The sequence below is a fragment of the Paraburkholderia acidicola genome (genome assembly GCF_002362315.1).
Classification (GTDB): domain Bacteria; phylum Pseudomonadota; class Gammaproteobacteria; order Burkholderiales; family Burkholderiaceae; genus Paraburkholderia; species Paraburkholderia acidicola.
This window is the reverse complement of sequence record NZ_MTZV01000006.1, coordinates 2,106,048-2,120,994: the sequence shown is the minus strand read 5'-3', so window position 1 is coordinate 2,120,994 and position 14,947 is coordinate 2,106,048. Positions and strand designations below refer to the sequence as shown.

The 14,947-nt window shown below is 60.9% G+C and carries 9 protein-coding genes and 1 pseudogene; 5 read left to right on the top strand and 5 right to left on the bottom strand.

What is annotated here, in order from left to right:
• Window positions 1–121 precede the first annotated feature (121 nt).
• On the top strand, window positions 122–373 hold the full coding sequence (locus BWP39_RS28145; protein ID WP_096725493.1) for a DUF1488 family protein: 252 nt from the start codon (window positions 122–124) through the stop codon (window positions 371–373).
• A gap of 49 nt (window positions 374–422) precedes the next feature.
• Here BWP39_RS28145 and BWP39_RS28140 read toward each other — a convergent pair whose 3' ends face one another.
• Window positions 423–1,073 carry a glutathione S-transferase family protein gene (locus BWP39_RS28140; RefSeq protein ID WP_096726221.1) on the bottom strand — a complete coding sequence of 217 codons (651 nt, stop codon included), beginning with the start codon at window positions 1,071–1,073 and terminating at the stop codon, window positions 423–425.
• A 175-nt stretch (window positions 1,074–1,248) separates the two neighbouring features.
• On the opposite strand from BWP39_RS28140, the gene BWP39_RS28135 reads away from it, so the two are divergent.
• The 3 genes from BWP39_RS28135 to BWP39_RS28125 all read left to right on the top strand — a co-directional run bounded on the left by BWP39_RS28135 (window position 1,249) and on the right by BWP39_RS28125 (window position 4,982).
• Window positions 1,249–1,989 (top strand): enoyl-CoA hydratase/isomerase family protein, encoded by a 741-nt coding sequence (locus BWP39_RS28135; protein ID WP_096725492.1) that lies wholly within the window; start codon window positions 1,249–1,251, stop codon window positions 1,987–1,989.
• Between the two features lie 137 nt (window positions 1,990–2,126).
• Window positions 2,127–2,339, top strand: a complete 213-nt coding sequence (locus BWP39_RS28130; RefSeq protein ID WP_096725491.1) for a hypothetical protein — start codon at window positions 2,127–2,129, stop codon at window positions 2,337–2,339.
• Window positions 2,340–2,756: 417 nt separating this feature from the next.
• Window positions 2,757–4,982, top strand: a complete 2,226-nt coding sequence (locus BWP39_RS28125; RefSeq protein WP_207557148.1) for a beta-glucosidase — start codon at window positions 2,757–2,759, stop codon at window positions 4,980–4,982.
• A gap of 2 nt (window positions 4,983–4,984) precedes the next feature.
• Here BWP39_RS28125 and BWP39_RS28120 read toward each other — a convergent pair whose 3' ends face one another.
• The 4 genes from BWP39_RS28120 to BWP39_RS28105 are packed head-to-tail and all read right to left on the bottom strand — an operon-like array spanning window position 4,985 to window position 13,977.
• Window positions 4,985–6,556, bottom strand: coding sequence for an efflux transporter outer membrane subunit (locus BWP39_RS28120; protein ID WP_096725489.1), 1,572 nt, complete (start codon window positions 6,554–6,556; stop codon window positions 4,985–4,987).
• Window positions 6,557–6,558: 2 nt separating this feature from the next.
• Window positions 6,559–9,774 (bottom strand): efflux RND transporter permease subunit, encoded by a 3,216-nt coding sequence (locus tag BWP39_RS28115; protein ID WP_096725488.1) that lies wholly within the window; start codon window positions 9,772–9,774, stop codon window positions 6,559–6,561.
• A gap of 6 nt (window positions 9,775–9,780) precedes the next feature.
• Window positions 9,781–12,846 carry an efflux RND transporter permease subunit gene (locus BWP39_RS28110; RefSeq protein WP_096725487.1) on the bottom strand — a complete coding sequence of 1,022 codons (3,066 nt, stop codon included), beginning with the start codon at window positions 12,844–12,846 and terminating at the stop codon, window positions 9,781–9,783.
• A 12-nt stretch (window positions 12,847–12,858) separates the two neighbouring features.
• Entirely contained in the window at window positions 12,859–13,977 is a 1,119-nt protein-coding gene (locus tag BWP39_RS28105; protein ID WP_096725486.1) for an efflux RND transporter periplasmic adaptor subunit, read from the bottom strand.
• A 452-nt stretch (window positions 13,978–14,429) separates the two neighbouring features.
• Here BWP39_RS28105 and BWP39_RS28100 point away from each other — a divergent pair.
• Window positions 14,430–14,669: pseudogene (locus tag BWP39_RS28100) on the top strand (lipid II flippase family protein); the annotation flags it as partial.
• Window positions 14,670–14,947: the final 278 nt, after the last annotated feature.

The window sequence follows — 14,947 nt, the reverse complement described above, 5'->3', positions numbered from 1 at the left end:
CGCCAATACCCAGCACGATTACGTACAAACGAGCCCTTGACCTCATGGGTCGTGAGGCGCACTGTTGACTCGCAAAGCGCGTGATACGGATGCTCAACGCCTCAAGAACCGGGATGAGAACATGGCGCTCAACTTCCCCAATCCCAGCCGCAGCTACGATGCCTCACGACATTGCGTATGTTTCTGGGGTTACGACAATGCTCGCGAGATCGCTTTCGCCATCGACGATTCGGTGATATCGAGTCTGGGCCCCGAAGCAGGCCACGACAAATCAGCTGTGCTTGCCGCATTCGATCGCCACCGTGAACGGATTCTGTCGCTTGCCAGGAATGTTTATATGGGTGGACCGCAAAACCGCTATACGATTTCCTGAAGGTATTCTGGATGCATCGATAAGGCGGTGTATGTGCACGCAGGTGCATTCAATAATCGAGTCGGCCGCGCAGATCGTCGAACGGAATCATCACATGTTCGCGATACGCGGCGCGCTGCTTGAGCCGCTCGTACCACGCTTCGACGTTGGGAATATCGGGCCGCGCGATCTCCAGTTCGAAGTACCGGTACAGATGCGTGCCGGCCGGAATATCCGCGAGCGTGAAACTATTGCCTGCCAGAAACGGTTGCCCGGCAAGCACGCGATCAAGCTGCTGAAAATAGTCCGCGCAGCGGCGCACGCTTGCGTCGATCGCCGGCATATTGCGCTGCGCCTCCGGCGTTCGGAAGAAACCCCAGAACACGCCCGTTAGAAAGGCCGGCTGCAAACTGGTCTGCGACCAGTCCATCCAGCGGTCCGCCTGCGACCGTTGCACTGCATCGTCGAGCCAGAAGCGCGCGGTGCCATAGCGCGCGGCCAGGTACCGCAAGATGCTGTGCGACTCCCAGACTACCGTGCCATCGTCGTCCCTGATGACAGGCACGCGACCGTGCGGATTCATTGCCAGAAACGCGGCGGTGTCCGTGATACCGAACGCACCGCCTGCGGGGATGTGCTCATGAGACAACCCAAGTTCGCCGATCAGCCACATCACCTTCTGGACGTTGAACGAGTTGCGTCGCCCCCACACCTGCAGCATATGCGTCTCCGGTAACGTTGCAGCGATTGCGGTCGATTGTATCTGCGACACTCCGTCGGGCACGCGTCGCTTCAGACGCACCCGCTTATGTTCCCTCGATAAAGGGTATTTCCGCTAGCTACCTGGCGGTGTAGCCTTCCGGTTCAACCCGAAGACACGCCACTCCCCGAACACCATGAACGACGACACGACCGCCGGCACGCCACGCTTTGCGATCCGCAACCAGATCGCCGAAATCACGCTTGATCGACCGCATCACCACAACCGGATCGATCCCGACGATCTCGCTCCGCTGATGGCGCATCTGCAGACCGTACGCGAATCGCACGAATGCCGCGCGCTCGTCATCACGGGAACGGGTACGCAAACCTTCAGCTCGGGTTACACGCTAACGGCCATCGTCGAACAACTCGACGGTCGCTTCGAAGCATTTCTCGATGCACTCGAACAATGCCCGCTACCGACAATCTGCGCGTTGAACGGCAGCGTCTACGGTGGCGCAACCGATCTCGCGTTGTGCTGCGATTTCCGTATCGGCGTGACCGGCGCGCAAATGTTCATGCCTGCCGCGCGCATCGGGCTGCACTACTATCCCGGCGGCATGCGCCGCTATGTCACGGCACTCGGCGTCGCGAACGCGAAGCGCCTGTTCCTGACCGGCATCACGATCGACGCCGCTGAAATGCTGCGCATCGGTTTTCTGACCGACCTCATCGACACCAACGCATTGAACGAACGCGTCGCGCACTACGTCGATGCGATTCGCGCGTGCGAACCTGGCGTCGTGCAATCGATGAAGACACAGCTCAACCAGATCGCAGCCGGCGAGCGCGACGCACTCGTCTCACGCAGAGGTTACGAGGACTCGCTGGCATCGGAAGAACTACGCGCGCGGCTGGCGGCACTCAAACGCTGAGCGCTCGCACTCACCTCGTTCGACGCCTTTTCGTCAGCGATGTAACAGCGTAATTCGCGGAAAAAAGCCTGTAGCCAAACGTCAGAAACGGCTCACTACCATGACGGCATTGTCTGTGCTCGCTACGGAGGTGTCGAATGTTGAGCCATCACGAACTCGCAACCTTGCTACTGTTTCGCGACGCAACCTTGCGCTTCGAGGAATTCGATCCCGACGTTCTCGCCTTGTGCCGCTACGAACTCGTGGAAGTGCGGCGACGCGATCATCGCGGCTCGACGCTCGAACTCACCACACGCGGTCGCGACCTGTTGCGACGCCTGCACCTCGATGGCCGCGACGCCCTGCAGTAACCCCGCAGTGCTCCTCGCATCGCCTGATCCATATAAACCCTGATTGACCCCATTGTGCGCGCTGGATAACTTACCAAATGTTAAATGGAAGCGCTTCCATTCGACGTAATTTCCTGCCAGGCGCAACAACAATCTCCCCTCAGGTCGAGGGTAATTACTTCAAGTCCGCATCATGAAAGTGTCCGCCCGTCGCGTAGCACGACGAGCGGCGCATGTATCCATGGTGCATAGCATTTCTTTACGTTTCTCCAACGTCACATTACGGCCAGCACGAGGCGACCAGAGCCGGCATCAATAGTCACGATACGTATCTGCCTGTTTCAAGGGCGCATGCAGTGAACTAGACACGAACAATGGAGGGATGACATGAGATCACGTTATTCATTATGGATAGGCATCCTCACTACGGCAGGGGTAGTGAGTGCAATCAGCGGTTGCGGCGGCGATAGCGGCAGCAGCCCGGGCAGCGCGGCTGCGCAGTTATCCGCCAAGAGCGCCGTCGCTGCGGCGGCTTCAAGTCCCGCGGCGTCTGCTGAGAATTTTTCGGCTTCGCTCGGGCTGGCCAATTTGCGGGCAAAGGCGCTGCTTGCGCTCCTGACTCAGGATGAAAAGCTTCAGCTGATTCACTCCGAGTATCAGATGAACCAGGTTCCTCTAGGCGGTGGCGGTTATATCCAGGGCGTTCCGAGGCTGGGCATCCCGGACCTGAACATGGTCGACTCGTCGACGGGTGGCGGCAGCACCATCGAACCGAGCACCACGTTCCCTGCCACGATTGCGGTCGCGGCAAGCTGGAACAAACGACTGTCGTATGACTACGGCGCCCAGATCGCGAAGCAGCTCCGTGAGCAAGGTTTCGCCATGGGACTCGGCGGCGGCACAAATCTCACGCGCGAACCGCGCGGCGGCCGGACCTTCGAGTACCTCGGGGAAGATCCGCTGCTCGCGGGCGAAATGCTCGCGCAGCGCACGAGCGGTACGCAAAGCCAGAAAGTCATTGCGTCGATCAAGCATTTCGCCGGCAACGAACAGGAAACCGGTCGCGGCGGCGGCAACAGCCAGATCGACGAGCGGACCTTGCGCGAACTCTATCTGCGGCCATTCGAGATCGCCGTCAAGGAAGCTAATCCCGGCAGCGTGATGTGCGGCTATAACATGCTCAACGGGTTCTATACCTGCGAGAACCAGCACCTTCTCAACGACATTCTGAAGAACGACTGGCATTTCCAGGGGCAGATTCAATCCGACTGGGGTGCAACTCACAGCACCGCGAATGCGATCAATGCGGGACTCGATGAAGAAGAGGATGTCGGACCGACCGTCTTTCTGACGCCGGCGCTGGTCACCCAGGCTCTGCAGAGCCATGCCATCACCCAGTCGCGCCTCGACGACATGGTGCGGCGCAAGCTCTACACGATGATCCGCCTCGGTGTCATGGACGACCCGGCGAAGCCTGGTGGCACCGTGGACTTCGATCAGGCCAACGCGTTTGCGCAGAGAACAGCGGAACACAGCATGGTCCTGCTGAAGAACGACCAGGCGCAACTGCCGCTTGCCGCAGCGAGCCTCAAGAGCATTGCGGTGATCGGTGGGCACGCCGACGCGGGCATTCTTGCGGGCGGTGGTTCGGGCAATACGCGGGACCCGGTGACCGGCGCGTTTGCAGGGTGCGGCGGCTTGACGTTCCCGTCGGGTACGGGTTGTCACTGGTGGCCGGTCCCATGGCTGAAGGTGAATCCGACGATCGTTCAGTCGATTCAGCAGCAGGCGCCTAACGCCACGGTGACCTACGCGGGCAACACCGACCAGAACAATCCGTTCGTCGCGTACACCCAGCAGCAGATCGACGCCGCAGTCGCACTGGCCAGCAAGTCCGATGTGGCCATCGTCGTCGTGGTGCAGCCGGCAGGCGAGGATTTCGCCGATCTCGGCAGTCTGAGTCTGTCGAACCCGTCGAATCAGAACGAGCTCGTCCAGGCCGTTGCAAACGTCAATCCGCACACAATCGTCGTGCTCGAAAACGGCAACCCCGTACTGATGCCGTGGATCGACAACGTCTCTGCCGTGGTCGAAGCCTGGTACCCAGGTCAGGCCGGCGGGCCGGCAATTGCCAACCTGCTGTTCGGCAAGATCTATCCGGAAGGCAGGCTGCCCGTGACGTTCCCGGTTCACGATCAGGACACGCCGACGTGGGGGCAAAACGGCACGTTCTCGCCGAATCCGGTTTACACCGAAAAGCTGAAGATCGGTTACCGCTGGTATGACAGCCAGAACATCAAGCCGCTGTTCGAGTTCGGGTATGGCCTGTCGTACACGCACTTCAAGTACTCGCGTCTGTCGGTGCATAACACGCCGTGGCACGACCTGATCGTGACCTTCCACGTCAAGAACGACGGTCAGGTTGCAGGTGTCGATGTGCCGCAGCTCTATCTCGGCATCAACGATCCGAATGAACCGCCGAAGCGACTCGCCGGATGGGACCGCCTGAACCTGCAGCCGGGTGAAGAGCAGACCGTCAGGCTCGTGGTATCGCCGCAAGATCAGAGCATCTGGGATGTCGCGAACAATACGTGGAAGTTCGTTCCCGGTAGCAAGGTCTATGTCGGCGCATCGTCGCGCGATATCCGTCTGACGGGGGGCTGAAGTTAGTCCGCGTGTGAAGTAGAGGTCGTCGTTGCATCTGCGTCGGGCGTCGGCTGCGAAACTGCAGTCGCACCGGCCGGCGCAGCCATCGCAACGGCGGCCTCCTTGTGATCGTCCCACTGCCAGCCGCCGCCCAGATTCTTGACCAGTGCAACACTGCCCTGTGTCAGCAGCGCCTGCGTGTCCTTCAGATTCTGCTCAGCCAGCAATAGCGTCAACTGCTGCGTGAGCAGACCTTCTTCGCTTGCTGTGCCCGCCTGCAACTGCGCGTTCTCGCTTGCAAAGAGTTGCTGGTTGCGCTGGTACACGTTGTCGAACGCATGCGCCTGTTGCCGCAGATGATTGCAGGTCGACAGACTGTCCTCGACATTCTGGAATGCAGCGAGCACCGTCTCGCGATAGTTCGCCACAGTCTCGTCGTAGGTCGCTTCGGCTTCGTGCACGGCCGACGTCCGTGCGCCGCCGTCGAAGATCGTCGCCGCAAGATCGGGGCCGAGCGTCCAGATGCGGTTCGGCATCGAGAACAGATTCGCAAACGTGTTGTGCTGAAAGCCGCCTTCGGCGCTCAGCGTGAGCGTCGGGAAAAATGCCGCTTTCGCTACACCGATTTTCGCGTTGGCCGATGCCGCTGTGCGCTCGGCGCTAACCACGTCGGTACGCCGTTCGAGCAGTTGCGACGGCAATGCCAGCGGTATCGCCGGATCGGGAAACGCGTAGTCCGTTTGCGCGGCCAATGAGAACGTCGCGGGTGGCACGCCGATGAGCACGGCGATCGCGTGCTCATCCTGTTCGCGCGAGGTCTGCGACGTCTGCAGATCGGCGATCACCACTTCGAGCGTGTCCTGTGCGGCGAGCAGGTTATCGTTCGATGCCGTGCCCTGCTGGAAACTCACGCGCGTCATGTCGAGAATGCGCGCGTCGATGCGTTGCTGTTCGCGTAACAGACCGATGTCGACGTCGAGCTGGCGTAGCGCGAAGTAGTCGGTTGCGAGCGTCGCGGCGATCGACAGGCGTTCCCCTGCAAGCTGCGCATCGGATGCCTGCGCTGCGCCCTTGCTCGATTCGATTTCGCGACGCACCTGGCCCCACAGGTCTGGCTCCCAGCTCGCTGTTGCCGTCACGCCGACGGCATTACGCACGCCCGTCGTGGTGCCGTTATTGCTGTTGCTGCCTGTTGTCAGTTCGTTTGAACCTGCACTCGATGTCGAACCGTTTCGGCTGCGGCTCCCGGAACCGTCGGCGGAGATCACCGGGAACAGGCTCGCGGTGCTGGCCGCAACGGTGGCCTGCGCTAGCCGGTATGCCGCTTCTGCAGCGGCGATCGACTGGTTCGCCTGCTGCGACTGTTCGATCAGATGCGTCAACGTGTCGTCGTGATACGCCAGCCACCAGGTGCTCGACAGCGAAGCCTGCGGGTCGGCCTGCGCACGCTGCCAGTCGACGCCTTCCTTGAATGTCGCGGGCACGTCGACCGGGGGCTTGTGGTAGTCGGGGCCGACCGCGCATGCGGCGACGCATAGTGTGACGGCAACCGCGCATGCGCTGCGCACCGTACGAAGAGATCGTAGTTTCATCCTCAAACCTCCTTCCGTCGACGGCGCAGGCGGCGATACGCCCGGTCGAGCCACAGATAGATCACCGGTGTCGTGTACAGCGTGAGCACCTGGCTAAACAACAACCCACCGATGATCGAAATACCAAGCGGCTTGCGAAATTCCGACCCATAGCCGGAGCCGAACACCAGCGGCATCGCACCGAGAATCGCCGCCATCGTCGTCATCATGATCGGCCGGAAGCGGATCATGCAGGCACGCGTAATCGCTTCCTCGGGCTCGAGGTCGCGCTCGCGCTCTTCGGTGATTGCGAAGTCGATCATCATGATCGCGTTCTTCTTGACGATGCCGATCAGCAGGATCACACCGACGAGCGCGATGATCGACAGCTGCGTGTTGGTCACGAGCAATGCGATCAGCGCGCCGACACCCGCCGACGGTAACGTCGACAGAATGGTCAGCGGATGCATCAGATTCTCGTACAGGATGCCGAGCACGATATACACCGACAGCAGCGCGGCGACGATCAGCAGCGGCTCGCTGGCCACTGATTGCTGGAACACCTGCGCAGTGCCCGCAAACTGTCCGATGATGCTGCCCGGCATGCGCAGTTGCGCGACCGATTCGTCGACCTGCTGCGTGGCCTCACCGATCGATGCATCCGGGCGCAGATTGAACGACGCGGTCACGGCGGGAAACGTGCCCTGATGGTTGATCGAGATCGCGGTGCGCTGGATCGAGAAGTTCGCCATCGATGACAGCGGCACGAGCGCATTGCCATTCGTCAGCGCAGCGGTGGATGGCGTAGCAGTCGTCGTCGCGGGCGCTCCTGTCGACGAAGGCGATGTAACACTCGCGGCCGACGCCGCACTCGCCACCGCCGCGGCCGCTGGACTCGCGCTACCGTTCGCGCCACTCGCCGTCGAACTCGGCGCACCCGAAGGAATATAGATCCCCTTCAGCGCAGACGGGTCGGTCCAGTATTCGGGCGCCAGTTCCATCACAACGTGATACTGGTTCGCCGCCTTGTAGATCGTCGATACCTGACGCTGACCGAATGCGTCATACAACCCCTGGTCGATCGAATCGAAGTTGACGCCCATGCGCGCCGCCGTATCGCGGTTCACGTTGACGGCCGCCTGCATGCTGTTGTCCTGCTGGTCGGTATTGATGTCCTGGAGAATCGGCAGCTTGTGCATCTGTGCGACGACTTGCGGTACCCATTTGTCGAGATCGGTCTGATCGTCCGCGGTCATCGTGAACTGGTATTGCGCACCACTCTGCCGACCGCCCACGGTAATGTCCTGCGCCGACTGCAGATAAAGCCGCGCGCCAGGAATATCGCCGAGCGTACGGCGGATCTGCGCGATCACCTGGTCCGCATTCGCCTTGCGCACGCCAAGCGGCTTGAGCGTGATGAACATCTGCGCGCTGTTCACCGCATTACTCCCGCCAATGAAACCACCCACCGACGCCACGTTCGGATTCTTCAATACGAGCTGATTGATCTTCAGGAATTTCTGCTGCATCGCGTGGTACGAAATGCTTTGCGACGCCTGGATCTGCCCGACCAGTCGCCCCGTATCTTCCTGCGGGAAGAAACCCTTCGGCACGACGATGTAGAGCACCACGTTGAGCACCAGCACGAGCAGCGTGACGCAGCCCATCAGCAGCGGACGACGGATCACCCAGCCGAGCGTGCGTGCATAGAAGCGGTGAAAGCGCGAGTCCGGATATTCTTCTTCGTGATGTCCCGCGTTAGTGCTGCGCAGCGCGATGCTGGACAGCATCGGCGTGACCGTCAGCGAAATCAGCATCGACATCAGGATCGCCGCCGACAACGACACGGAAAACTCGCGGAACAATCGCCCGACAATGCCGCCCATCAGTAACAGCGGAATGAACACCGCAACGAGCGAAACGCTGATCGTCAGCACCGTAAAACCGACTTCGCGCGCGCCCGACAGCGCCGCCTGCACCGGCCCCTCGCCACGCTCCATATGCCGCATGATGTTCTCGACGACAACGATCGCATCGTCGACGACGAAGCCCGTCGAAATGGTCAGCGCCATCAGCGACAGATTGTTCAGGCTGTAGCCAAGGAAGTACATGATGCCGAACGTTCCGAGCAGCGATAGCGGCACGGCGATTGCGGGCACGAGCGTCGTGCGCCAGTTGCGGAAGAACGCGAACGTCACCAGCGTGACGAGCAGCACCGAGATCGCGAGCGTGATCTCCACATCGAGCAGCGACGCGCGGATCGTCGTCGTGCGATCCATCAGGATGTTCAGCTTGATGGTCGGCAGGATCGATGCTTCGAGAAACGGTAGCGCAGCTTTGACGTTGTCGACTGTATCGATGACGTTTGCGCCCGGCTCCTTGAACACGACCAGCAGCACCGCGGGCTTGCCGTTCGAGAGCCCGTAGTTCTCCAGGTTCTCCACGTCCTGGCGCACATAGCCGAGATCGGAGATATGCACGACGTCGTTGCCGTTGCGTCGCACGATCAGCGGACGGTAATCGGCGGGCGCAACCAGCATGTCGTTCGCGCCGATTTCGTAGCCATTGCCGCTGGCCGTGACCGAGCCTTTCGGTAGATCGACGTTCGAGTTCGAGATCGCCGTGCGGATCTGTTCGAGGCTGATACCGTAGTGGCTCACGCGGTCCGGATTCAGTTCGATGCGCACAGCCGGCAGCGCGCCGCCTCCCACCGTAACATCGCCAACGCCAGGTGTTTGCAGCAGCTTCTGTTGCAGCACCGTCGAAGCCGCGTCGTACAACTGGCCGCGCGTCGCCGAATCCGACGTGAGGCTGATGATCAAAATCGGCGCATCGGCGGGATTCACCTTGCGGTAGGTCGGATTTCCGTCGAGGTTCGCAGGCAGGTTGGTACGTGCCGCATTGATGGCTGCCTGCACATCGCGCGCAGCGCCGTCGATATTGCGGTTCAGATCGAACTGCATCGTGATGCGCGTCGCGCCAAGCGAACTCACCGACGTCATCTGCGTGATGCCGGAGATCTGTCCGAACTGACGTTCGAGCGGCGTCGCAACCGAAGTCGCGACCGTCGTCGGATCGGCGCCAGGCAGCGTGGCCTGCACGTTGATGGTCGGGAAGTCGACCTCGGGCAATGGCGCAACCGGCAGCAGCTTGAACGCGAGCACGCCGAACAGCGCGATGCCAATGGCGATCAGCGTGGTCGCGATCGGCCGCCGGATGAACGGTTCAGACAGGTTCATCGCGCGTCACTCCACCGCGGGCTGTGCGCGTCGGCTGAAGTAGCTTTCGACACGATGCATTGCCAGGTAGATCACCGGCGTCGAGAACAACGTGAGCAACTGGCTCACGAGCAACCCGCCGATAATCGCGATGCCGAGCGGATGGCGCAGCTCCGAACCCATCCCGGTACCGAACGCCAGCGGCAGCGCGCCGAACAACGACGCCATCGTCGTCATCAGGATCGGGCGGAAGCGCAGGCCAGCCGCGCGACGGATCGCTTCGACGGGTGGCAGCCCTTCGTTACGCTCCAGTTCGAGCGCGAAGTCGATCATCATGATCGCGTTCTTCATCACGATGCCGATCAGCAGCACGATGCCGATCAAGCCGATGATGTCGAACTGCGTGCCGGTAATCACGAGCGCCAGCAGTGCGCCGAGCGCGGCAGACGGCAGCGTCGACAGGATCGTGACCGGATGGATGAAGCTCTCGTACAGGATGCCGAGCATCAGGTAGACGACGATGATCGCCGCGAGCACCAGGTACGCCTCGTTCGACAGCGACTGCTCGAACGTCGCCGCCGAGCCTTCAAGCGAAGCTTGTACGGTCGCAGGCAAACCGATCTGCGACTCCACGTCGTGCAGATGCGTCAACGCCGTGCCGAGCGTGTAGCCCGGTGCGAGATTGAACGACACGTCGGCATACGGGAACTGCCCCTGACGGTTGATCGTCACCGGCGACGGGACGATTTTCATCGTCGCCATCGACGCCAGCGGTGCGACATCCCCCGACGACGTGTCGACATACAACCCCGACAGCAGGTGGCCGAGATCGTCGGCGCTGCGATCGGCGGCGAGCACGACGTGGTACTGGTTGAGCTGCGTATAGATCGTCGACACCTGGCGCTGGCCGAACGCGTCGTACAGCACGTCGTCGATTGCTTGCGGTGTGATGCCGAGGCGCGATGCGGTGTCGCGATCGAAGGTCAGCTGGATCTGGTTACCCTCCTGCAACGCCTGACTCTGTACATCGGCGAATGCAGGGTCTTGTTTCAGCGCCGCGATCAGCTTCTGGGTCCACTGGGTCAGCACGGTCGGGTCGGTGGCTTGCAAGCCCACCCGGTAACTGGTCGTCGAGATCGTATCGTCGAGCGTCAAGTCCTGCACCGGATGCAGGAACAGCTTCATGCCAGCATTGTTCGCGGTCACGTCGGCAAGACGGCGGATCACCGCGGCGCTGCTGTCGCGATCGCCTTTGTCCTTCAGATTGATCAGCACGCTGCCCTGGTTCAGCGTCGGGCTCGTCTGGTTGATGCCGACGAACGACGACAGACTCTCCACTGCCGGGTCCTTCATGATCTGCGCGACCAGTTGCTGTTGCTTCTCGACCATGTGGCTAAACGAGATCGACGGTGCTGCCTGCGAAATACCTTCGATCAGCCCGGTGTCCTGCTCGGGGAAGAAGCCCTTCGGCATCAAGATCAGGATCAGGAACGTCAGCGCTGCCGTTATCCCCACCGACACCAGCGTCAGCCCGCGATGCTCGAGCACCCAGCCGAGGCCCTGTTCGTAGCGCCGGTTCACACGGTCGAAGAAATCGACGCGCCGCTCGCCCTCGTGCTCCTTCAGCATCCGCGAACACATCATCGGTGTGAGCGTCAGCGACACGATCGCCGACAGCACGATCGCGATGGCAAGTGTCAGTGCGAACTCGCGGAACAACCGCCCCACCACATCGCCCATGAACAGCAGCGGAATCATCACCGCGATCAGCGACACCGACAGCGAGATGATCGTGAAGCCGATCTGCTTTGCACCTTTCAGTGCGGCCGCAAGCGGTGCCTCGCCCGCTTCGATATAGCGTGTGATGTTCTCGATCATCACGATCGCATCGTCGACAACGAAACCGGTCGCGATGGTAAGTGACATTAGCGTCAGGTTGTTCAGCGAGAAGCCAAGCCCCCACGCGACCGCGAGCGTGCCGATCAGCGAGAGCGGCACGGTAACGGCCGGAATCACGGTGGCCGGCACGTTACGCAGGAACAGGAAGATCACCATCACGACCAGCGCGACGGCCACGCCGAGTTCGTATTCAACGTCGGTGACCGACGCGCGGATCGTCTGCGTGCGATCGGTCAGCACGTCGACCTTCAGCGTGGCGGGCAGGCTCGCGCGTAGTTGCGGCAACAACTTCTGCACGCGGTCCACGACATCGATCACGTTGGCGCCCGGCTGGCGCTGGATGTTCAGGATGATCGCCGGTGTCTTACCAGTCCATGCCGCCTGGCGTGTGTCCTCTGCACCATCGATCGATTTCGCAATCTGCGTGAGGCGAATTGGCGCGCCGTTCTTGTACGCGATCACGAGGTCCGCGTAGTCGGCGGCCGATTGAAGCTGGTCGTTCGCACCGATCGAATACGCCTGGTACTTGCCATCCAGATTGCCCTTCGCCTGGTTGACGTTGGCATTACCGAGCGCGGTACGCACGTCGTCGAGCGACATGCCAAGCGAGTTCAGCGCGCCCGAATTCGTTTCGATGCGCACGGCAGGCCGCTGCCCCCCGCTGATCGTGACGAGGCCGATACCGGAGATCTGCGAGATCTTCTGCGCGAGCCGCGTATCGGCCAGGTCTTCGATCTTCGTGAGCGGCAGCACATCGGACGTCAGAGACAACGTGAGCACCGGTGCATCGGCCGGGTTGACCTTGCTGTACACCGGCGGGTACGGGAGGTTCGCTGGCAGGAAACTCGCCGACGCGTTGATCGCCGCCTGCACTTCCTGTTCGGCGACGTCGAGCGACAACGCGAGATCGAACTGCAGCGTGATCACCGACACACCGTTCGAACTCGTCGAGTTCATGGTCTTCAGGCCGGGCATCTGACCGAACTGGCGTTCGAGCGGCGACGTGATCGACGAGCTGCTCACGTCGGGGCTCGCGCCCGGATACTGCGTGTAGACCTGGATCGTCGGATAGTCGACTTCCGGCAACGCGGATACCGGCAGCAGGTGATAACCGAGCAGGCCCGCGAGCAGCAGCGCGATCATCAGCAGCGACGTCGCGATCGGCCGCTCGATAAAGGGACGCGAAATATTCATTGGACGCGCCCGCTAGTGCGAGACGACGCGCACGCGCGAGCCGTTGTCGAGCTTGTCTGCGCCGTCGGTCACGACCTGTTCGCCGGCTTTCACACCACCGTCGAGAATCGCCGTGCTGTCACCGCTCACCGGGCCGACCTTCACGTTGCGCAGCGCGACCTTGTCGCCCGCGCCGACGATAAACACGAAGTCGCCGATGCTGCCGTGCTGGATCGCCGCGGTCGGCACGACCGGTACCTGCTGCAGCGTGTCGGCCTGCATCCGCGCATTGACGAACTGATTCGGAAACAGCGTGTCGCCCGATTGCGGGAATTCGGCCTTGACCTTCACCGTACCGGTGGACGTGTCGACCTGATTGTCGAGCGCGAGCAATGTGCCCTGCGCGAGCAAACTCTTCTTGTCGCGGTCGTACGCGAGCACGGGCACTGCGCCGCGTGTCATCGCCTTGTGGATCTGGCCGAGATAGTCCTCGGGCACCGCATAGACGACCGTGGCCGGCTGCAACTGCGTAATTACCGCGATGCCGGTCGTGCTCGCCGTAGTCACGTAGTTGCCCGGATCGACGAGCCGCAGGCCCACCACGCCATCCACCGGCGACGTGATCGTGCAATAGCTCACCTGCACCTGCAGGTTCTGCACGTTGCCCGTGTCGGCTTTGACCGTGCCTTCGTCCTCATTGACGGTGGCGACCTGGGTGTCGAGCGTCTGCTGTGTGATCGAACCGGCCTTGATCAACTGACGGTAGCGCTGCAGGTCCAGACGCGCATTCGCCAGCGATGCCTGATCGTGCACGAGCGTGCCCTGCGCCTGAACGAGCTGCGCTTCGAGGCTACGCGAATCGATGTGCGCGATGGTCTGGCCTTTGCGGACGACCTGGCCTTCCTTGAAATCGACGGTATCGAGAATCCCGTTAACCTGGGTGATGACCGTGACGGAGCGCGTCGGCGTCACGGTGCCGAGCGAATCGATATAGACGGGTACGTCGGCAAGTTTCGTCGCCACCGCGGAGACCGGCGTGCCCGGTGCGGGCGCGGCTTGCTTGCTGGCCGGATGGCGGAAATGAAAGAACCACACCGCAAGGACCACCACTACCAGGACGACGATCGCCCAGCCGATATGCCTTCTCTTCATGAACCCCTCGTGCGGAAACCTGGACATGATCGGCAACGTCTGCAGCGCGTTGCCGGTCTGTCATCAATGGGCCGGAGGATGTCACGAAGAACTGCGCCCACGCGTTACGTGGGCTGTTTCCGCAGTCTCGAAATATTACTGACAGACTGACAGGTTTCCTTCGATTAGCTGAATGATCGAGCGCCGATTTTTGTCACACGCGTGTTGCTCGTCGTCGTGTGAACGGTGTGCCCGCTCGACGTCACGTCGATAACAAAAGCCTTTCATTTCGACGATGCACGGTGCATTTCGGCATCGCGCGGCGCACGTTACAACCGATCACCGTTCCTTTCGTCAAGAATCTATTACGCCAGACGACAGAATAGAGGCACGTTGAGCACGAGGCCGCTTCTATGGAGTCTTGCGTGCGTCACTTCATCACTCCATCACTTCGAATCACGTCGATCGCGACCATGGACATTCAACTGCTGGCCATCTGCGTACTGACGTTCGTCATCCACGTCATCGCCACGCTTGCGTACGCGGTGCGCATCGCCGGTGTGCGGACACGCCGCATCGCCGTTTCATTTGCGCTGTTCGGCATCATCGCGCTCGTGTCGCGCACGGCGAATTCGTTTCAGGGGCCGCTGCTCGCGAAGCGTGTCGAGGAAGGGCTCGCGCATCACATCAAGCGGAACATGCTCGGAGATTTTTGATGTCAGAAAAATCACTCACCCATTCGGAATACCGGATGCAGATAGGCCACCACAATCCTTGTCAATTTTCTCTTCGATAAATACGATACCTCCGCGAGGCAACGATCGCCGCTATGCACGATCCGATCCAAGAAAAGCTAATAATCAATCTTGCTGTCGCCACCGGCAATGAATGGAACCATTGAATTATATTTTTCGCAAATAAAGCTGCCATACCGAACAATCCCAATGTGAGAATTGTCGATAGAATTAATATAAAAACAATGTCCTTTATA